This window comes from Agromyces sp. NPDC058104 (assembly GCF_042884835.1).
Classification (GTDB): domain Bacteria; phylum Actinomycetota; class Actinomycetes; order Actinomycetales; family Microbacteriaceae; genus Agromyces.
On the sequence record NZ_JBHVTD010000003.1, the window covers coordinates 714,621 to 733,547 of the forward strand.

General features: G+C 71.6%; 16 protein-coding genes. 7 read left to right on the plus strand and 9 right to left on the minus strand.

Features of this window, described 5'->3' with window-relative positions:
• The first annotated feature begins 55 nt into the window (after window positions 1-55).
• Window positions 56-2,971 (plus strand): AMP-binding protein, encoded by a 2,916-nt coding sequence (locus tag ACFVTH_RS17190; RefSeq protein WP_387093475.1) that lies wholly within the window; start codon window positions 56-58, stop codon window positions 2,969-2,971.
• On the opposite strand, the gene ACFVTH_RS17195 is transcribed toward ACFVTH_RS17190, so the two are convergent.
• The 7 genes from ACFVTH_RS17195 to ACFVTH_RS17225 form a co-directional block, all read right to left on the minus strand.
• A complete protein-coding gene (locus tag ACFVTH_RS17195; protein ID WP_387093477.1) occupies window positions 2,935-4,020 on the minus strand; it encodes an ABC transporter ATP-binding protein in 1,086 nt (361 codons plus the stop codon). The genes ACFVTH_RS17190 and ACFVTH_RS17195 overlap by 37 nt on opposite strands.
• The gene (locus ACFVTH_RS17200) at window positions 4,017-5,510 is read right to left on the minus strand and encodes an ABC transporter permease (RefSeq protein ID WP_387093481.1); all 1,494 of its coding nucleotides are present in this window, start codon (window positions 5,508-5,510) and stop codon (window positions 4,017-4,019) included. Before ACFVTH_RS17200 ends, ACFVTH_RS17195 begins: the two co-directional genes overlap by 4 nt.
• Window positions 5,511-5,575: 65 nt before the next feature.
• Window positions 5,576-6,604, minus strand: coding sequence for an iron ABC transporter substrate-binding protein (locus tag ACFVTH_RS17205; RefSeq protein WP_387093484.1), 1,029 nt, complete (start codon window positions 6,602-6,604; stop codon window positions 5,576-5,578).
• A gap of 115 nt (window positions 6,605-6,719) precedes the next feature.
• Window positions 6,720-7,799, minus strand: a complete 1,080-nt coding sequence (locus ACFVTH_RS17210; protein ID WP_387093487.1) for a permease prefix domain 1-containing protein — start codon at window positions 7,797-7,799, stop codon at window positions 6,720-6,722.
• Entirely contained in the window at window positions 7,796-8,128 is a 333-nt protein-coding gene (locus ACFVTH_RS17215; RefSeq protein ID WP_387093490.1) for a PadR family transcriptional regulator, read from the minus strand. Before ACFVTH_RS17215 ends, ACFVTH_RS17210 begins: the two co-directional genes overlap by 4 nt.
• 93 nt (window positions 8,129-8,221) lie before the next feature.
• The gene (locus ACFVTH_RS17220) at window positions 8,222-9,634 is read right to left on the minus strand and encodes an MFS transporter (protein ID WP_387093492.1); all 1,413 of its coding nucleotides are present in this window, start codon (window positions 9,632-9,634) and stop codon (window positions 8,222-8,224) included.
• Window positions 9,604-10,176: an ArsR/SmtB family transcription factor gene (locus tag ACFVTH_RS17225; protein ID WP_387093495.1), complete on the minus strand. Its 573-nt coding sequence runs from the start codon at window positions 10,174-10,176 to the stop codon at window positions 9,604-9,606. The genes ACFVTH_RS17220 and ACFVTH_RS17225 overlap by 31 nt, the downstream gene beginning before the upstream one ends.
• 148 nt (window positions 10,177-10,324) lie before the next feature.
• Between ACFVTH_RS17225 and ACFVTH_RS17230 the strand changes: the two genes are divergently transcribed.
• Window positions 10,325-11,188: a TspO/MBR family protein gene (locus ACFVTH_RS17230; protein WP_387093497.1), complete on the plus strand. Its 864-nt coding sequence runs from the start codon at window positions 10,325-10,327 to the stop codon at window positions 11,186-11,188.
• A 27-nt stretch (window positions 11,189-11,215) separates the two neighbouring features.
• On the opposite strand, the gene ACFVTH_RS17235 is transcribed toward ACFVTH_RS17230, so the two are convergent.
• Complete coding sequence (locus ACFVTH_RS17235) at window positions 11,216-11,722, minus strand: MarR family winged helix-turn-helix transcriptional regulator (protein WP_387093500.1); 507 nt, start codon at window positions 11,720-11,722, stop codon at window positions 11,216-11,218.
• Between the two features lie 136 nt (window positions 11,723-11,858).
• Between ACFVTH_RS17235 and ACFVTH_RS17240 the strand changes: the two genes are divergently transcribed.
• Window positions 11,859-12,659, plus strand: coding sequence for an SDR family NAD(P)-dependent oxidoreductase (locus ACFVTH_RS17240; RefSeq protein ID WP_387093503.1), 801 nt, complete (start codon window positions 11,859-11,861; stop codon window positions 12,657-12,659).
• Between the two features lie 136 nt (window positions 12,660-12,795).
• Here ACFVTH_RS17240 and ACFVTH_RS17245 read toward each other — a convergent pair whose 3' ends face one another.
• Window positions 12,796-14,529 carry an FAD-binding protein gene (locus tag ACFVTH_RS17245; protein ID WP_387093505.1) on the minus strand — a complete coding sequence of 578 codons (1,734 nt, stop codon included), beginning with the start codon at window positions 14,527-14,529 and terminating at the stop codon, window positions 12,796-12,798.
• 75 nt (window positions 14,530-14,604) lie between these two features.
• Here ACFVTH_RS17245 and ACFVTH_RS17250 point away from each other — a divergent pair, with 75 nt between their 5' ends.
• From ACFVTH_RS17250 to ACFVTH_RS17265, 4 genes are all read left to right on the plus strand, one after another.
• Complete coding sequence (locus ACFVTH_RS17250; protein WP_387093508.1) at window positions 14,605-15,201, plus strand: TetR/AcrR family transcriptional regulator; 597 nt, start codon at window positions 14,605-14,607, stop codon at window positions 15,199-15,201.
• Window positions 15,202-15,653: 452 nt separating this feature from the next.
• Window positions 15,654-17,105, plus strand: coding sequence for an ABC transporter substrate-binding protein (locus ACFVTH_RS17255; protein WP_387093510.1), 1,452 nt, complete (start codon window positions 15,654-15,656; stop codon window positions 17,103-17,105).
• Window positions 17,106-17,118: 13 nt separating this feature from the next.
• Window positions 17,119-18,084 carry a carbohydrate ABC transporter permease gene (locus ACFVTH_RS17260; RefSeq protein WP_387093513.1) on the plus strand — a complete coding sequence of 322 codons (966 nt, stop codon included), beginning with the start codon at window positions 17,119-17,121 and terminating at the stop codon, window positions 18,082-18,084.
• Window positions 18,081-18,926 (plus strand): carbohydrate ABC transporter permease, encoded by an 846-nt coding sequence (locus tag ACFVTH_RS17265; protein ID WP_387093515.1) that lies wholly within the window; start codon window positions 18,081-18,083, stop codon window positions 18,924-18,926. The genes ACFVTH_RS17260 and ACFVTH_RS17265 overlap by 4 nt, the downstream gene beginning before the upstream one ends.
• Window position 18,927 lies beyond the last annotated feature (1 nt).

The following is an 18,927-nucleotide window of genomic DNA, read 5'->3' on the forward strand; positions in this document are numbered from 1 at the left end:
CTCACCTCATCCCCGCCGCTCGGCACTCCCCCTCCGCACCGGAAGCCCCTGATCGATGCCCCTGACCGCCCCCGCCGTCGGCGTGTCGATGCTGGGCGGTCGCGCAGGGGATCCGGCGCTCGTCGCCCAGGGCCGCGTCGTCGACTACGCCGAGCTCCGCGACCGCGTCGCCCGGCGGCGTGACGAGCTCGGCACGACCCGCCGACTCGTCATGACCGAGGCGGGCAACGCGCTCGAGCCCGTCGTCACGTACCTCGCCGCGCTCGAGGGCGGCCACCCCGTGCTGTTCGTCCCGCCCGAGGGCGACGACACCGCCCGGCGCAACCGCGCCGCCCTCGTCGAGCGGTTCGACCCCGACGTGATCGCCCGGACCGACGCCCACGACGCCGACGGCCCGCGGTGGACCCTCGACGAGCGGCGCGCGGGCACCCGGCACGAGCTCCACCCCGAGCTCGCGCTGCTCGCGAGCACCTCGGGATCGACGGGCTCGCCGAAGCTCGTGCGCCTCTCTGCCGACAACCTGCGCTCGAACGCCGCCGCGATCGCCGAGTACCTGCGGCTCTCCCCCGCCGACCGCGCCGCCACGACCCTGCCCCTCCAGTACTGCTACGGGCTCTCCGTCGTGAACAGCCACCTGCTGTCGGGCGCGAGCCTCCTGCTCACGGAGCGATCGGTCACCGACGAGGACTTCTGGCAGGAGGCGTCCGAGCATCGGATCACCTCGTTCGCGGGCGTGCCGTACACCTTCGAGCTGCTCGAGGCCGGCGGCTTCGGCGACCGCGAGCTGCCGAGCCTGCGCTATCTCACCCAAGCGGGCGGACGCCTCGCCCCCGAGGCCGTGCGGCGCATCGCGGCGCTCGGCGAACGCCGCGGCTTCGAGCTCTACGTCATGTACGGCCAGACCGAGGCGACCGCGCGCATGGCCTACCTGCCGCCCGAGCTCGCGGCGACCGCCGCCGGCGCGATCGGCCGGCCCATCCCCGGCGGGCGGCTTCGCATCGACCCGCTCGGCGGGGCCGACGACGGGTCGGATGGCTCGGACCCCGCCTCGCACGACGGCGCCGGCGCCGGCGCGCCGGCCGAAGGCAGCCGCACGGGCATGGTCGACGGCACGGGCGAGCTCGTCTACGAGGGGCCGAACGTGATGCTCGGCTACGCCGAGGCGCCCGCCGACTTCGCCCTCGGCCGCACGGTGCACGAGCTCCGCACCGGAGACCTCGCCCGCCGCCGCGACGACGGCCTCTTCGAGATCGTCGGACGCGCCAACCGCTTCGCCAAGGTGTTCGGGCTCCGGATCGACCTCGATCGCGTCGAGCGGCTGCTCGCCGAGGAGGGCGTCACCGCGCGCGCCGCCACCGACGACGAGCGCCTGCTCGTCTTCGCGACCTCCGAGCGCGCCGTCGCCCGCGCCCGCGAACGCGCGGCGACGCTCACGGGGCTGCCGCCGCACGTCGTCGCGGGCTACGCGGTCGCCGAGTTCCCCCGGACCTCGAGCGGCAAGCCCGACACCGCAGCGCTCGTGCGCTTCGCGGCCGACCACGATCGGCTGCTCGGCGAAGCCGGCGGATCCGGGGGCCCGGGCGACGTCGACGATGCGCCCGAGCAGGTGCGCCGGGTCTTCGCCACCCTGCTCGGCCGGCCCGAGGCGGGCCTCGACGATTCGTTCGCGGGGCTCGGCGGCGACTCCCTCAGCTACATCGAAGTGTCCTTGCGGCTCGAGGAGCTGCTCGGCGCCCTCCCCCGCGAATGGCCCCGACTGACCGCGCGCGAGCTCGGCGCCCACGCGGGCCGGCACCGCGCCCCCGGCGCCGGCGCGGCGCTCGACGGAGTCGCGGACGCTGCCGGGCCGGGAGCCTCACCCGTCGCCTCCGCCGAGACCGGGCCCCGGGCATCCGACCCCGGCACCGCCGGCCGGCGACGCCGCCCGTGGACGGCGCGTCTCGAGACCCCGGCGGTGCTGCGCGCCGCCGCGATCGTGCTCATCGTCGGCACGCACGCCGACCTCTTCATGATGAAGGGCGGGGCGCACCTGCTGCTCGCGGTCGCGGGCTACAACCTCGCCCGGTTCCAGCTGGCCGCGGTGCCGGGCGCGACCCGGGTGCGCCGACTCGCCCGCAGCGCCGTGCAGCTCGCCGTGCCCGCCGTGCTCTGGATCGGCGCGGTCGCCCTCGTGACCGGCCAGTACCGGCCCGCCACCGCACTGCTCGTGAACAACCTCATGCCGAGCGACGGCAGATGGAACGAGCAGTGGCAGTTCTGGTTCCTCGAGGCCGCGGTCTGGACCATCGTCGGCCTCGCGCTGCTCTTCTCGGTGCGGGCGATCGACCGGCTCGAACGGCGGGCTCCGTTCGGGTTCGCCCTCGCCGCGCTCGCGCTCGCCCTCGCCGCGCGCTTCGCGATCGCGGGCCCCCATGCCGAGCACGTCGAACGGTACAGCGCGCCCGTCGTGATCTGGCTCCTCGCGCTCGGCTGGCTCGTCGCCCGCGCCGACACCACCGCGCGCCGGCTCCTCGTCTCGGCCGTCGCGATCGTGAGCTCCTTCGGGTTCTTCGGCGAACCCGGCCGGGAGGCGATCGTCGCGGCCGGGGTGCTCGCGCTCGTCTGGGTCCCCGCGGTCCGGCTGCCCCGGCTCGTCGTGCCCGTCGTCGCGACGCTCGCGGGCGCCTCGATGTTCGTCTACCTGACCCACTGGCAGGTCTACCCGCCGTTCGAGGCCTCGGCGCCGTGGCTCGGCACGCTGCTCTCGTTCGCGGTCGGCGTGCTCGCGTGGCGCGCGTACCTCCTCGCGAGCGGGCGGCTCTCACGAATGACGGCTCGGGCGCGCGGCGCTCTCGCGTCGCGTGCGACGGCCAAGCGGGCACGGCTGGTGCGATCGGCGGAGGCGACCGAACGGACCCGCCCCCGGCAGCCGTGCCCCCGGGCGGAAGCGCTCGCTCAATCGACCGGGGCGGTCGCCGCGATCGGCGGCTGATCGCCCTCGGGGTAGAGCACCACGCCGCCGTCGACGGCGACCTGCACCGGGCAGCCGGGCTCGAAGCGCCCGGCCTCGTGCAGCGGCACGCGGTGCGTCACCTCGACCGGGAACTCGGCGGCGCCGAGGCGGAGCCGCAGCTCGGCCGAGGCGCCGGTGCGGCGCACTCCCACGACGGTCGCGTTGCCGTCGGCCGCGCCCGGGTCGAGCCGCAGCTGTTCGGGCCGCAGCATGGCGCAGACGCGCTCGGCGCCGCCGCTGCGATCGTGACGCACCACGAGGCATCCGAACGCGCAATCGGCGAGGTCGGCGCCGGCCGAGCGCGCGGGCACGACGACGACGTCGCCGAGGAACTCGGCGACGCCCGCGTCGATCGGCGCGTCGAACACCGCCGCCGGGTCGCCGGCCTGCACCAGCCGGCCGCCGGCGAGCACGCCGACCTGCTGGCCGAACGAGAGCGCTTCGTCCTGGTCGTGGGTGACGAGCACGGCGGTCACGCCGCTGCGCTCGAGCACGTCGATCACGGCCCGGCGCGTCTGCGCGCGCAGTCCCGTGTCGAGGGCGCTGAACGGCTCGTCGAGGAGGATCACGCTCGGCCGCAGGGCGAGGGCACGGGCGAGCGCGACGCGCTGCTGCTGCCCGCCCGAGAGCTCGTGCGGCATGCGCTCGGCGAGCGCCGGGTCGAGCGAGGCGAGGTCCATGAGCTCGCGGACCCGGGCGGCCCTGCCCGCGCCCCGGGGCAGCGCGAAGGCGATGTTGCGCGCGACCGAGAGGTGCGGGAACAGGGCGCCGTCCTGCGCGACGTAGCCGATGCCGCGGCGGTGCGCGGGCATCGCCGCGGCCGGGCTCGCGAGCTCGCGTCCGTCGAGCGAGATCGTGCCGGCGTCGGGGCGCTCGAAGCCCGCGATGAGCCGAAGCAGCGTGCTCTTGCCGCTGCCCGAGGAGCCGACGAGCGCGAGCCGGGTGCCGTCAGGCACCTCGAGCGAGACGCCCTGCAGCACCTCGGTGCCGCCGAAGGATTTCGAGATGCGGTGAAGTCGCAGCGTCATCGGAGGCTCCGTCGGGTGGCGTGGGCGAACATGAGGGCGACCGCGGGCACCGAGAGCAGCACGAGCAGCACGGCGTACGGTGCGGCGGCCGGGTAGTCGAGCGAGGACGCTGCGGACCAGAAGCTCGTCGCGACGGTGCGGGTGCCCGTCGGCGCGAGCAGCAGCGTCGCGGTCAGCTCGTTCGCCGCACCGAGTGCGACGAGCGCGCCGCCCGCGCCGACGGCGGGCAGGAGCATCGGCGCGGTGACCCGCAGGCGGGCGGCCCACGGCGCGACGCCGAGCGACCTCGCCGCCTCCTCGAGCGACTCGGGCACCTGCGAGAGGCCCGCCCGCAGCGGCACGAGCGCACGGGGCAGGAAGATCACGACGTAGGCGACGATCACCGTGAACGCGGTCTGGTAGAGCCCCGGCGCGAACGCGAGCGTGGTCGCGACGAGGGCGAGGGCCACGATGATCGCCGGCAGGCTGCTCGCGAGGTAGGCGGCGCCCTCGAGCAGCCGCGAGAGCCGGCCCGGGTAGCGCACCGCGAGCCAGGCGAAGGGCAGCGCGACGAGGATCGCGCAGGCCGCCCCGCCGATCGACAGGACGAGCGTCTGCACGGCGGCGGGCACGAGGGCCGCGATGTCGAACGCGTCGGCGGCGAAGAGCCAGCGCACGACGCTCGTGAGCGGCACCACGGTCGCGGCCACGACGACGGCCGCGGCGGCGAGCACCGTCAGCGGAGCGAGCCGACCGAGCCCGAGTCGGGCGGGCGGGTGCGGCGAACCGCTGCCGACCCGCGCGTACCTGGCTCGGCCGCTGCCCCGGGCGAGCGACTCGAGCGCCAGGAGCCCGAGGCAGAGCAGCGCGAGCACGAGGCCGAGCGCCGCCGCGTTCGGCCCCGCGAAGGTGGCCTGGTAGGCGACGACGATCGCGGTCGTGAAGGTGTCGAATCGGAGGAACGCGAAGGCGCCGTACTCGGCGAGGAGGTGCAGCGCGACGACGAGCGCGCCGCCGAGCACGGCGAGGCGCAGCTGCGGCAGCACGACGCGGGCGAACACGCCCCACGAGCCCATGCCGAGCGCCCGCGCCGACTCCTCGAGCGCGGGGTCGAGCCCGCGGATCGCCGCGAGCGCGGGGAGGTAGACGAGCGGGAAGTAGGCGAGCACGGCGACGAGCACCCCGCCCCAGAGTCCGCTGATCGACGGGATCGCGCTCGCCCAGCCGTAGCTCGCCACGAACGCCGGGATCGCGAGCGGGGCGACGAAGCCGACGGCGAACAGGCGCCGCGCGGGCAGTGCGGTGCGTTCGACGAGCCAGGCCGCGCCGACGCCGAGCACGACGCTCGCCGGCACGCCGATGACGACGAGCAGCACGGTGTTGACGAGCAGCTCGCCGACCTTGGGCCGGAACACGAGGTCCGAGAGCTCGGCCCAGCCCATCGCGAACGCGGCCTGGACGACGTAGGCGATCGGCACGAGCGCACCCGCGGCGAGCACCGCGACGACCACGACCAGGCCGACGGGCGCCCGACGCCGATGCGTCGCGACCGTCGGCTGCGTGGTCGCGGTCGGGGTCAGAGCAGGCCGGCTTCCGTCATCAGCTCGATCACCTTCGGGCCGTTGAGCGACGAGGGGTCGATCACGGGGGCGTCGAGGGTGTCGAGCGGGGGCAGCTCGGGCTTCGCGGCGACGCCCGAGGCGACCGGGTACTCGAAGCTGTAGCCCTCGCCGAGGATCCGCTGCCCCTCCTCGCCCGCGAGGAACGCGAGGAACTGCTGGGCCTCGTCGGGGTGCTTCGCGTTCTCCAGCACGCCTCCGCCCGAGACGCTGACGAAGGCGCCCGGGTCCTGGTCGCCGAAGTAGTGCAGCTTCGTGTCGCCGCTGTCCTCTGCGGCGGCATCCTGGTCGCGGTACCAGTAGTAGTGGTAGATGACGCCGACCGGCACCTCGCCGGCGTTGACCGCCTTCATGGTGACGATGTTGTTGCGGTACTCGACCGCGTTCTCGGCCATGCCCTCGAGCCAGGCGCGGGTCGCGTCTTCGCCCTGCGTCTCGAGCACGGCCGAGACGATCGCCTGGAAGTCGGCCTTCGCGGGGGCCGCGCCCCAGCGATCCTTCCACTCGGGCTTCTCGAGGTCCATGAGCGAGGCGGGGAGCTCGGCCTCGCTGATCAGCTCGGGGTTGTAGACGAGCACGGTGGAACGGGCGGCGATGCCAGTCCACGCGCCCGAGGCCGGGCGGTACTGCTCGGGCACGAGCGCGAGGGTCGACTCGTCGACCGGGGCGAAGAGGCCCGCCTCCTCGACGAGCGACATGGCCGGCGAGTTCTCGGTGAGGAAGACGTCGGCCTTCGACGCCGCACCCTCCTGCACGAGCTGATTGCCGAGCTCGCTGTCGTCGCCGTTGCGGAGCACGACCTCGATGCCCGTCTCCTCGGTGAAGGCGTCGGCCCACTCCTGGGTGAGCTCCTCGTGCTGGGCGTTGTAGACGACGAGGGCGTCCTCGTCGACCGCGGCGTCTCCCGAGCCTCCGGCGGCGCAGCCGCTGAGGAGCAGGGTGACGGCGACGGCGGGCACGACGGCACGGCGCAGGACTTGACGCATGGAGAGGGGGACCTTTCAGGCCGAAGCAGGCAGGTAAGGCTATCCTAAAGCACTGCGCCGCGTCATCCCGCCTCGATTCCAGGGCGTCCGGATGCCCCGTGGCCTGCCCCGCTCGCTACTGCATTCCCGCCTCGCGAGCGGCCCGGTAGCGCTCGACCGCTCGCAGCCCTCCGGCGAGGGCGCCGAAGAGCACGGCTGCGATCGGCCAGATCACCCACGAGATGCCCCACGCACTGCCGATGAAGCTCCAGGCGAGGAAGATCGCGACGACGATCGGCCAGTAGAACGCGCCGACCACCCCGACGAGGCTGCGCTCGTCGCCGCTCGCGTAGCCCTCGGAATCGGTCTTCGTCAGCGTCTCGGCGACGGATTGCGCCCAGTTGCTCGGGATGAAGAGGAGGAGCCCGATCGCGACCATCGCGAGCGTGCCGGCGACGGCGACGCCGATCCAGCTGTTCGTCACCGACGGCGGCGCGAGCAGGCTCATCGCCAGCACCGGCGACGCGGCGAGGATCCAGAGCCCAATCGCGATCTGGAGAGCCGTCGCCCGCCGGGGCGCGGCCTCGGCGACGAGCTCGCCGGCCCACCGGTCGACGTCGGGCGAGCGGGTGAACTCCCCCGCGGCGAACCTGCGGAAGGGGCCGAGCTGCGCGTCGCGGCGCACGATCATGAGCACGGCGACCACGACGACGACGAGCAGGCACGCGAGCCCGATCAGCACGGCGAGGTCCTGGCCGAGCGCGATCGCCCCGCCGGTCGCGAGCGTCGCGAGCGCGATGAGCGGTGCCGGCGCCAGGACGAACATCGCGACGGCCAGCGCCAGGCGCGACTCGGTGCGCCGCCGCACGTCGGCGTACCGCTCGGCCTCGTCCCGTGTGACGGGCGCGGGCGCGAGCCGCCGCGCGGCGTGCGACGCGGGCGCGCCCGCGCCCGCGCCCATCGCCGCTGCGGTCGGGGTCGCCGTCGGCGTCGGGGCGATCTCTGCGCTGATACCGAGCTGCGGGGCGAGCTCGTCGAGGTTGCCGAACTCGGTGATGACGCGGCCGACGGCCTCGTTCTCGGACAGGCCGTCGGCGAGGTACCCGTGGTACGCGTCCTCCATCATCGTGTGGAGCTCGGCCTTCGCCTCGAGCAGCTTCGGCGTCGGTGCGTACGCGCCGAACATCGTCTCGAGGTAGGCGGTGATGACGTTCATGCTTCGACTCCTTCGATGAACCGGTCGACGACCGACTTCGTGTCGCGCCATTCGGCGACCTTCTGCTCGAGGTGGGCGAGCCCGTCGTCGCTGATGCGGTAATAGGTGCGCGGCTTGCCCGACTCGGATGCCCCGGCGTACGAGGTGACGAGCGCCGCCGCCTCGAGTCGCTTGACGGCGGAGTACAGGGTGGTCTGCTTGATGCTGTACTCGGCGCCGGTCACGGCGTGGATCTGCTGCGCGAGCTCGTAGGCGTACGACGGCCGTTGCCGAAGCAGCGACAGCACCATCAGGTCGACGTACCCGCGGATCGCATCGGCACTGATCATGACGCCCTCCCATCGCATCGCGTTGCACTGCTGAACGTACTACGCGTGCCGTAGTACGTCAAGCATTCTGCGATGAGGACTCGGCGCTCGTGATCACTCGGGCGGCGTCGACTCCGTCCGTCGGGGCAGGTCGCGCCGCCGGAGCCACGGCTGCAGCCAGGAGGCCGCATTGGCGAGCAGCGCCACGACCCCCATGGCGAAGATGACCGGAGCCGGCCCCCACTGCTCGGCGAGCACACCGGCCAGCACCCCGGCGATCGGCATGCCGGCGAAGTTCACCAGCTGCGCGCTCGTCGCCTGGCGCGCCAGCATGCGCTCGGGCACGTAGGACTGCACCCAGGTGCGCCGCAGCACGTTCGCGGCGACGATGCCCGCGACGGCGACCGCGTTCGCCGAGACGACGAGCCAGAGCACCGGGCCCGGCTGGGCGAAGGCGAGCAGGGGCAGCATGAGCCCAGCCGCCGTCAGCGTGATGCTGACGCCTCGCGCGTCGCCGAGCAGGCGCCCGAGCGCGGGGGCGGCGAGCGCGCCGACCACGCCGCCGATGGAGGAGAGGGCGAAGACGATGCCGATCGCCGCCGGGTCGAGCCGCAGATCTCGACTGAGCCAGAGCACGAGGACCGCCTGCTGGCCGATCAGCCCGAAGTTCGCGACCGCCCCCTGCACCGCGAAGAAGCGCAGCCGCCGGTCGCCGAACACCAGCCGGAGACCCGAGCGCACCGACGCCCGCAGAGGCTCGCGTTGGGGAGCCGTCGTCGGCGGCTGCGGCCGCATCAGCACGAGGCAGACGACCGAGATCGCGAGCCCGACGGCCTCGCCGAGCATGCCCCTCACCGGGCCGACGAGCTGTCCGACGAGCCCGCCGAGGCCCGGCCCCACCGTGTTGGCGGCGTTCTCGGTGCCGAACAGCAGGCTGTTGGCGACCGGCCGGTCGCGCTCGGGCACGATGCGCACGAGCAGCTTCGTGTACGCCGACCTGAACGCGATCGTGGCCGTGCCGACGACGAGCGCGACGACGACGAGCTGCCACAGGCCCAGCAGGCCGAATGCCGCGGCCACGGGCACTGACGCGTACGCCGCGGTCGAGACCGAGTTGGCCCCGATCATCACGGCGCGCGGCGAGCGGCCGTCGACCCAGGCGCCGATCGGCAGCCCCACGACGAGCCACGGCAGCCAGGTGGCCGCGGCGATCATGCCCATCCACGTCGGGGAGGCGTCGAGGAGGCTGACGGCGACGAGCGGCAGCAGCACGCTGGTCATCCCGGCGCCGGTGACGGATGCCGCCTCGCCGGCCCACAGCAACAGGAAGTCGCGGTTGCGCCGGAGACCGCCGCCCTGCGCACCCCGCGTCCTCCGGCTGCCGGCCACACCCCCGGCCGGCGGCTGCGCCTCGCGCAGGCCCGCGACGGGGGCATCCGCGTCCACAACGACGTCGACGCCCGCCGGCCCGCCGGCCCGCCGAGCCTGCTCGACGCTCACGGCCGGTTCGGGAACGCGCGCGCCCACAGCAGCACCGCCTCCCGCCCGTCGTGATCGCGACCGGAGTACGAGCGGACCAGCGCGACGATCGCCTCGTCGAGCTCGGCCAGCTCGGCCGGGCTGAGCCAGAGCCGCGACTGGTGGGCGAACGCGACCTCGGACCACTCGGGGCGCGCGTCGCGCTCCGCCAGCCACCGTCGCGCCCGGTCGTGCTGCTCCTGGAGCATCTGCGACTCGAGCGAGTCGGCGACCGTGCGCGCGGCCGGATCGGCCAGGCCCGACGACGACCAGCGAACCCCCCGCTGCGCGCGCTGCCACCAGTGCTCGCGGGCGTCACGGGCGAGCTCGGGCGCCTCGATGACGAGGCCCGCCCTGGCCAGGATGCCGAGGTGGTGGCTGACGCTGCCGATCGCGACGCCCGCGCGCTCGGCGAGCATCGACACGGTGGCCGGACCGTCGACGGCGAGCAGGTCGTAGAGGCGGTTGCGGAGCGGATGCGTGAACGCCTTCAGCACGTCGGCGTCGACGATGTCGCGGATGCCGTCGGCGGGTTCGGGGGTGGTCTCCATGTCCCTGACGATAGATGCACAAGAGACTTTGTACAAGTGTTCTTGTGTATTTTCCGAGCGGCGCAGACGTATGTCAACGGGCAGACGCCGCACGGTCGTGCGTGCGAGGCTGTGGCACCACCGCACCATCGACGGAAGGAACACGCTCGTGACCACCGCCGCCTCCCACTCATCGATCGGCGACACCGCCGGCCGGCGCGACGTCGCCAGGCAGCTCGTCGTCCTCATCAGCTCGGTGCTCGCCATCGTCGCGGCGTTCATCGGCTCCGGCGTCGTCGTCGGCACCCCGATCCAGGATGCGGCCGGCGGCGCGCTCGACGCCGATTCGACGCTGATCGCGCCGGGCACCGGCGCCTTCCGCATCTGGAGCGTGATCTACGTCGGCATGCTCGCCTACGCGATCTGGCAGGCGCTGCCGGCCCAACGGCACGACGAGCGCCAGCGCCGCCTGGGCTGGTGGGTGACCGCGTCCCTCGTGCTGAATGCGGTCTGGATCGCGAGCGTGCAGCTCGACCTCCTGGCGCTCAGCCTGCCGATCATCGCGACCCTCCTCGTCGTGCTCTGCCGACTCTTCGTCATCCTGCGCGGCACCGCCCCGAAGAACCGGGTCGAGGCCGTCGTCGCCGACGGGTCGATCGGCCTGCACCTCGGGTGGGTCGTCATCGCGACGGCGGCCAACGCCACCGCCGTGCTCGTCGCCGCCGGCTTCGACGGCTTCGGCCTCGATCCCGAGATCTGGGCGGTGCTCGTGCTGGCTGCCGCGGCGGCAGCCGGAGTCGCGCTCGCGTTCCGGGGCGGCGGACGCATCGCGCCGGCGCTGGCGCTGAGCTGGGGGCTGTGCTGGGTCGCCGTCGCGCGGCTCACGGACGAGCCGCACTCGGTCACGACCGGCGTCGCCGCGCTGATCGCTGCGGCCGTCGTGGTCGCCGCCACGGCGATCGCACGGGTGCGTCACGAACGGGCCCGACCGCGGAGCACCGGTGGTCGACTCGAGCCCGCCGTCTCGGAGTGAGCGACCGGCCGACGTCGCCGGGATCGGTCAGGCCGACGTGACCCGATCCTCCCCCGGGCTCCACGCGTCGGCCGGGTCGACGGCCCGGGCGAGGCGGCCGGCGATGACCCCGAGCTGACGCACCTGCTGCGGGGTGAGCGACTCGAACACGAGCCGCTCGACGAGCGCGTGATGCGCCGGCGTCGACTGCACGACCGTCTCGTGCCCCGCGTCCGTCAGCACGGCAAGGGTGACGCGTCCGTCGTCGGGGGCGACCTCGCGACGAACCAGCCCCTTTCGCTCGAGACGCGAGATCGCGCGCGACAGTCGCGAGAGCGTGCTGCTCGCGAATCCCGCCAGCGTGCTCATCCTGAGCGTGCGTTCGTGTGCGCTGTCGAGCGCGAAGAGGATCCCATGCTCGAAATGGGTGAGGCCGCTGTCGCGCTGCAGCTGGGCGTCGAGCGCCGCCGGGAGCCGTTCGAGGAGCGTGGCCACGGAGGCCCACACCTCGAGCTGGGCCGCGCTCAGGCCTGACGAGTCGGACGGGATCGGCATGTTCCGAGGCTACGGCACGTGGGATTCGGCGGCTGGGCGACACTCCAAAACTTGCTCAGGAAAGTGAATTCCACCTAGAATCACTTTCCCAAGCAAGTAAATTGTGGCGCCAGATGCGTCATGGAAGGAGACACGGATGGATCTGCGACTTCAGGGCAGGACCGCGTTCATCAGCGGGTCGACGCAGGGCATCGGTTTCGCGATCGCCCAGGCGCTCGCCGCCGAGGGCGTGCGGGTCGTGCTGAACGGACGCACGCCTGAGCGGGTCGACGCGGCCGTCGCCCGGCTCCGCGTCTCGCACCCGGGGGCCGAGCACACGGGGCTCGCGGCCGACTTCTCCTCGCCGCACGAGGTGGCGCGCCTGATGGGCGAGCTCGACGACCTCGGCGACGTCGACATCCTCGTCAACAACGTCGGGCTCTTCGGACTCGCCCGGTTCGAGTCGATCACCGACGATGACTGGGGCCGCTACCTCGACGTGAACCTGATGAGCGGCGTCCGCCTCTCGAGAGCTCTGCTGCCCGGCATGCTGGACCGGGGCTGGGGTCGTGTCATCTTCGTCGGCAGCGAATCCGGCGTGAACGTCCCCGCCGACATGGTGCACTACGGCGTCACCAAGGCCGCGATGATCGCCCTCGGCAACGGCCTCGCCAAGCTCACCCGGGGCACCGCGGTCACCGTCAACACCGTCCTCGGCGGTCCCACCTACTCCGACGGCGTCGCGGCGACCGTCGCGTCGATCGCCGAGTCGCAGTCGGCTCCGGTCGACGCCGTCAAGGCGGCGATCATCGGGCAGAACACGACGACGCTCCTCGAGCGGTTCCTCGACCCGTCGGAGATCGCCGGCCTCGTCGCCTTCCTGGCCAGCCCGGCCGCCTCGGCGACCAACGGTGCGGCCGTCCGCGCCGACGGCGGCGTGCTCACCACGATGCTGTGACGACCTCGGGGGCGCACCGGGTCGCGAGCGGCCGCAGCCGCAGCCGGGGCCGCGAGCGGCACGTGCGTCCCCGCTCCCCGCACGGGCGTCGTTGCGTCGCGCGCGCGGTCGCACCGCCACGCGCGCGACGCGCCGTTCAGGCCGCGCCGGGCGCCGCGATCGGCTCGGCCGCGATGCCGCCGGCCTCCGCGCCGGCGCCGCGATCGGTGCCGCGCGCACCCGCCATGTGCCGGGCGGCGACGAGCCCGAACACGCAGGCCGGACCGATCGTCGACCCCGGACCGGGATAGGTGTGCCCCATCACCGCGGCCGAGTTGTTGCCCGCGGAGTACAGGCCGTCGATGACCGAGCCGTCGGCCCTGAGCGCACGCGCGTGCTCGTCGGTGACGACCCCGCCCTTGGTGCCGAGGTCGCCGATGACGACCTCGTAGGCCGTGAACGGGCCGCGCTCGATCGGGGCGAGGTTGTTGTTCGGGAGGACGGTCGGGTCGCCGTAGTAGCGGTCGTAGGCCGAGTCGCCCCGCTGGAAGTCCTGGTCGCGGCCGGTGCGGGCGAATCCGTTGAACTTCTCGATCTCGGCGGCGAACGCCTCGCGATCGACGCCGATCTTCGCGGCGAGCTCGTCGAGCGTGGGCGCGGTCACCTTGATGCCCTGCTTCGTCATCGCGGCGTTGGCCTTCGGATCGGCGGCGAAGGTGAGGAAGTACCGCTTCGCGTAGCGTCCGTCGAGGATCATCCAGTACGGCCCGGTGGCGCCGTCGTGCTCGAGCATGTGGTGGCCGAGGTCGACGTACGACTCCGACTCGTTCGCGAAGCGGCGTCCGCCCTTGTCGACGAGCAGCGAGTGGGGCATCGAGCGCTCGCCGACGATGAACGAGTTGAGGCCGCCCTCGACCGGGCGCACCGTGGCGCCCCACCAGGCGTCCTCCATGTACTCGAGGTCTGCCCCGACCGCCGCGGCCATGTCGATGCCGCCGCCGAGCGCACCGGGCGACCCGGCCGGGTTGCCCTCGACGCCCTGCAGCTCCTTGCGTCGTTCGCGGTCGCGGTCGAACCCGCCGGCGGCGAGCATGACGCCCCTGCGGGCCCGCACCGTGACGAGTTCGCCGCCGCGCTCGACCTCGACCCCGACGACCCGGTCGCCCTCGACGACGAGTCGCCGGGCCGGCGAGTCGAGCCAGAGCGGCACGCCGCCGTCGAGCACGACCGACTTCGCGAACGAGGTCGCGAGCGCCGCGCCCATGCCGACCAGGATCCGGCCGGTGACGAGACCGCCCAGCGTGCGGAACACGAGCCGAACGCCCTGCCAGAAGCCCGACCACGTCGACCAGGCGCGGCCGAGCAGGTACATGTCGCTGTTGAGCATCGGAAACGGCAGCAGCGCCCGCGACTTCTTGCGCCATGCGCCGATGCGGCGGCTGTCGACCGGCGCGAGCTCGATCGAGCGGCCGATCTTGCCGCCGGGGAGCTCGGGGTAGTAGTCGGGGTAATTGGCCGCCCGGATCCACCGGAAGCCGTAGCGCTCGCTCGTGAGGACGAAGTCGGCGATCCCGTCGACGAACGCCTCCTTGCGCGCGCGATTCGACGATCGGCCGGGCTCGCCGACGGTCTCATCGAGGTAGCGGAGCGCCTCCTCGCGGGAGTCGAGCGCGCCGTCGCGCTGCATGAGCGGGTTGTTCGGCAGCCAGAGCCCGCCGCCGGACATGGCGGTGTTGCCGCCGAAGCGGTCGGTGCTCTCGACCATCAGCACGGTGAGCCCCTCGTCGATCGCGCCGAGCGCGGTGGCGAAGGCGGCGGCGCCCGATCCGACGACGACGACGTCGACCTCGTCGCTCGGGTGTTCGGATGGGGGCGTTCGGGTGTCGGTCATGAATCCTCCTTGATCGATGACGGTTTCATATTACGTAACGGAGCGTTTTGTGAATAGAGCCGATACGGTGTGACCATGACCGAGCGACGACGCGGTGCGGTCCGCAGCGAGAAGGCGCGGGTGGCGATCCTGAACGCGACGGCGGCGCAGCTCGCCGAACGCGGGTGGGACCAGCTCACGATCGAGGGCATCGCGGCCGACGCCGGGGTCGGCAAGCCGACGATCTACCGGTGGTGGCCGTCGAAGAGCGCGCTCATCGCCGACGCCCTGCTCGAGGGCGCCATCGTGCTGCCCACTCCCCTGCCGGCCGACACCGGCGACCTCCGCGCCGACCTGGTCGACTGGCTCGAGCCGACCCTCGGGCTCACCGGCGACTCCGATGCGACCGCCCTGACCCGCTACCTCGTCGCCGCGGCGGCGGAGGACGCGGTCGTCGGCCACCGTCTCGACGAGGCCAACCCCGCCACCCGCCTCCTCGCCGAGCGGCTGGCCGTCGCGCAGGAGCGCGGCGAGCTCGCCGCGACCGCCTCGATCGAGCTGATCGTCGATGCGCTCATCGGCGCGTTCATCCTGCGGGCGCTCCGCCGTGCGCCGACTCAGCCCGGGCAGGCGGCGGCGCTCGTCGACGCGGTGCTCTTCGAGCAACTGGGCACGGCGGCCGCGCGCGGCTGAGGCTGCAGGCGACTCGAGACGCACAGCCGGAAACACGAAAACCCCCGGCGAACCGGGGGTTTCTCACTGCTGGGGTACCTGGACTCGAACCAAGAACAACTGAAAGGGGTCCAGGTCCGAGCAACGCTCCTGCCCTCAGGCGAAATTCCGCGGATTTCCGCGGTTCTCATGCCGTCAGTCTACCGACAATTCGCGACCGCTACGGGTTCGATTGACGGCGCAATCGGGCGTATCCGGCACGTTTCGGGCATACGGACGCCGTTAACCCAGGTCTCTGATGGGTTGCGCACGTCCTCGCTGACTGGCGACATTACGCAGCGGCACGAACGCAACCTCGCCCGCGAGCATCCTGGCTCCTCCATAGCGCGGTTCACCCTCACGGCGTCACCCCAACGCTTACCGCGGTCATGCTACGAACAGGCTGCCGCCTGGACGGACTTGCCCATCATTTGATGCAAATGTCATCCAAACTATGGATATACAATGCGCATTGTGGTCTACTTGTCACCCAGGCGGTGGCACATCCCCACCACTCCCGTCACCTGGAGTCGTCCCTCAACACACTGCACTGTCCTGCAGAACACACTGTCCTACAGAGAGGTAGCACAATGAGAACTCGTAGCAAGATCCTCGGATCGCTGGCTGGCGCCACCGGCCTGATGCTCGCGCTGAGCGGCTGCATCGGCTCGGCCGGAGCCCCCGCTCAGACGGACGCGGCCGTGGGCGGCGAGATCCGCGTCCTCATCAACGCCGGCGGGAACGCGACGTGGCTCGAGGCCGCGATCCCCGAGTTCGAGAAGGCGAACCCCGAGTACACGGTCACGCTCGATGTGCAGGAGGCGGCCGCGATCCGTGAGCGGATGGTGCAGCTCTATTCGAGCACGGACGCGCCGGACCTCGCGATGGCGCAGTGGGCGACTCCGCAGTACCAGACGCTGCTCGAGGCCGACGCTCTCGCGGACGTGAGTGGGGTCTGGCAGGACAGCGGCCTGGCCGAGAACAATACGGAACAGGTGATCGCCGGCTGGACCGCCGACGGCGAGCAGTACGGCATTCCGCTGACGAAGACCTGGTTCCCGGTGCTCTTCTACAACAAGGCGCTCTTCGAACAGGCCGGCATCACCGCGCCCGAGGGGGTTCCGACCGAGCGCGAATGGAACGACATCATCGCGAAGCTGAAGGCGGCGGGTATCCAGCCGGTCGCCATCGCCGCGGCGACCGGACAGGCCGGCGCGATGCACTTCGTCAATGCGCGGCTCGCTGCACACGCGAGCCCCGACGAGTACGCGAAGTTCACCGAGCCCACGCTCGATCCCGAGCTCGTGAAGTCCGAGGCGTTCCGTGCGTCGGTGAACGACCTGGTGGAGTGGGGCACGGCGGGCGTCTTCGCTGAAGGAGCCGCGAGCGCGCAGGAGGCGCAGGCGATCAGCCTTTTCGCCGCGGGCGGCGCCGCGATGGTCTCGGTCGGCGTCTGGGGTGACGGCATCATCGATTCCCAGAGCCCTGCCTTCGAGACCGGATGGATGCTCTACCCAGAGGCAGAGGAGCCCACGAAGTTCCTGTCGCTCAATTCCGGCGGCCTGGTGATCCCGAACTCGGCGAACAACGTCGTCGGCGCGAAGAAGCTCGCCGAATTCCTCTCGGGTGCGGAGGCACAGGCGCTTATCGCCACCTCGTCGAGCCAGACTCCGACCCGCACCGACATCGATGCCGACGTCCTTGCTGACGCGCTGCTGCCCAACACGAACGAGATGCGCGAGTCGTTCGACTCGATCGGCGAGGTGAGCCCGTGGATCGATCCGCTCGTCTCGCCGTACCTCTCCGACAATCTTTCACGGGTGCTCGTGGGTGAGATCACGCCCGACCAGTTCATCGAAGAGTTCTCCGCGAAGCTGTCCGAGTAGGCGAATACCGGATATGAGCTCAGCAACACGGGTCGCGGTGCGTGCCACCTCGCACCGCGACCCCGCGCCTCCGCCTCGTCCGGCCCAGCGCCGCACGCCGCTGCGGGTGCGGGCCCGTCAGAGCGGTACGCTCTGGTGGGTCCTGCCCGCGGTCGCGCTCTCTTTCCTCTTCGTGCTCTACCCCGTGCTCGAGACGTTCCGGTTGTCGGTGTACGAATGGCCCGGACTCGGGCCGCTGACCTTCGTTGGGCTCGGCAACTTCACCGACCTGCTCGTGAATCCAGAGTTCTGGCACTCTCTGAAGAACAACATGCTCTTCGCCGTACTGCTGACCGGCGGAACAATCGGCTTGGGGCTGCTCTTCGCGCTGGCGATCGCCGGACGCGTACGGTTCTGGCGGACATATCAGTTCATCATCTTCCTGCCGCACATCCTCCCGGTCACGGTCGTCGCGATCCTCTGGACCAACTCGCTCGACCCGAACTACGGCTGGCTGACTCAGCTGCTCCGTCCGGTCAATCCCGAATGGAGCGACCTGCTCGGCAACCCGAGCACGGCGATGCTCGTGATCTGCCTCGTGAGCATCTGGCAGCACGCCGGCTTCCCGATGGTCATGTTCGCCGGCGCACTCTCGAGCCTGCCCGCCGAAGTCATCGAGGCCGGTCGACTCGACGGCGCGAACGCCGTGCAGATGGCCACCCGCATCCAGCTGCCGCTCATCAGAGACGTCATCGCGACCGTCGTCCTCCTGCAGCTGATCTTTTCGTTCAAGGTGTTCGACATCGTGCAAGCGATGACCGCCGGCGGACCGGGCTCGGCAACCCAGGTGCTCGGCACCTTGATCTACCGCAGCGCGTACACCGACGGTGACTTCGGCATGGCATCCGCGACTGCGGTCCTCGCGAGTCTCATCATCACGGTGATCTCGTTCATCTACCTGTTCTTCCTCCGACCCGCGAAGATGGAGCGCAACGGATGAAACTCGCCCGCAGGCCTCTGAAGCTCATCGGGCACCTCCTCCTGGCCGCTTGGGCGGCCGCGGTGCTGGTGCCCCTCTTCCTCGCCGTCCTGGCATCGCTGAAGACCAATACCGAGATCTTCGCGAACCCGTTCGGCATCGACCTTGCCAACCTGCGCTGGGAGAACTACGCCACCGCTTGGAACGGCCCACCCGGCGGCGGCCCACTCTGGCAGTACGTCCTCAACAGCGTCATCGCGACCGCATGCACCCTCCTGATCGGCGTCACTCTCAGCACAGCCGCAGCCTACGGCCTCGCCCGCGCAGGCGGTCGCACGGCGATGTTCGTCACGCGGCTCTTCACGTTCATGCTCACCATCCCGGTCCTCGCGATTCTGGTGCCGATCTTCTTCATTGCCGGATCCATGGGGTTACGCAACAGCCCGTGGGGTATCAGCGTGGTGTACGCCGCGTTCGTCATTCCGCTGGCCACACTCCTGCTCCGGCCGTTCTTTGCCTCAATCCCGGCCGAGCTCAGCGAAGCCGCCCAACTCGACGGCGCAGGCCAAGTCCGCACATTCACCGCCATCTACCTGCCACTGGCATGGCCTGCGATCCTCAGCGTGCTGATCATCGAGCTGATCGGGTTCTGGAGCGAGTTCGGCATCGCCATCGTGCTGCTCACCGTACGCGAGAGCAAGACGCTGCCCATCGGCCTGCTCGCATTCAAGGGAGAGTTCTTCACCGACCTCGGCGTCCAGTTCGCCGGACTTCTTCTCGCCGCTGCCCCACTCGTGGTCATCTACTTCATCTTCAGCAAGCGCATTATGGCGGGCCTATCCGCGTCAGGCATGTTGAAGTAGC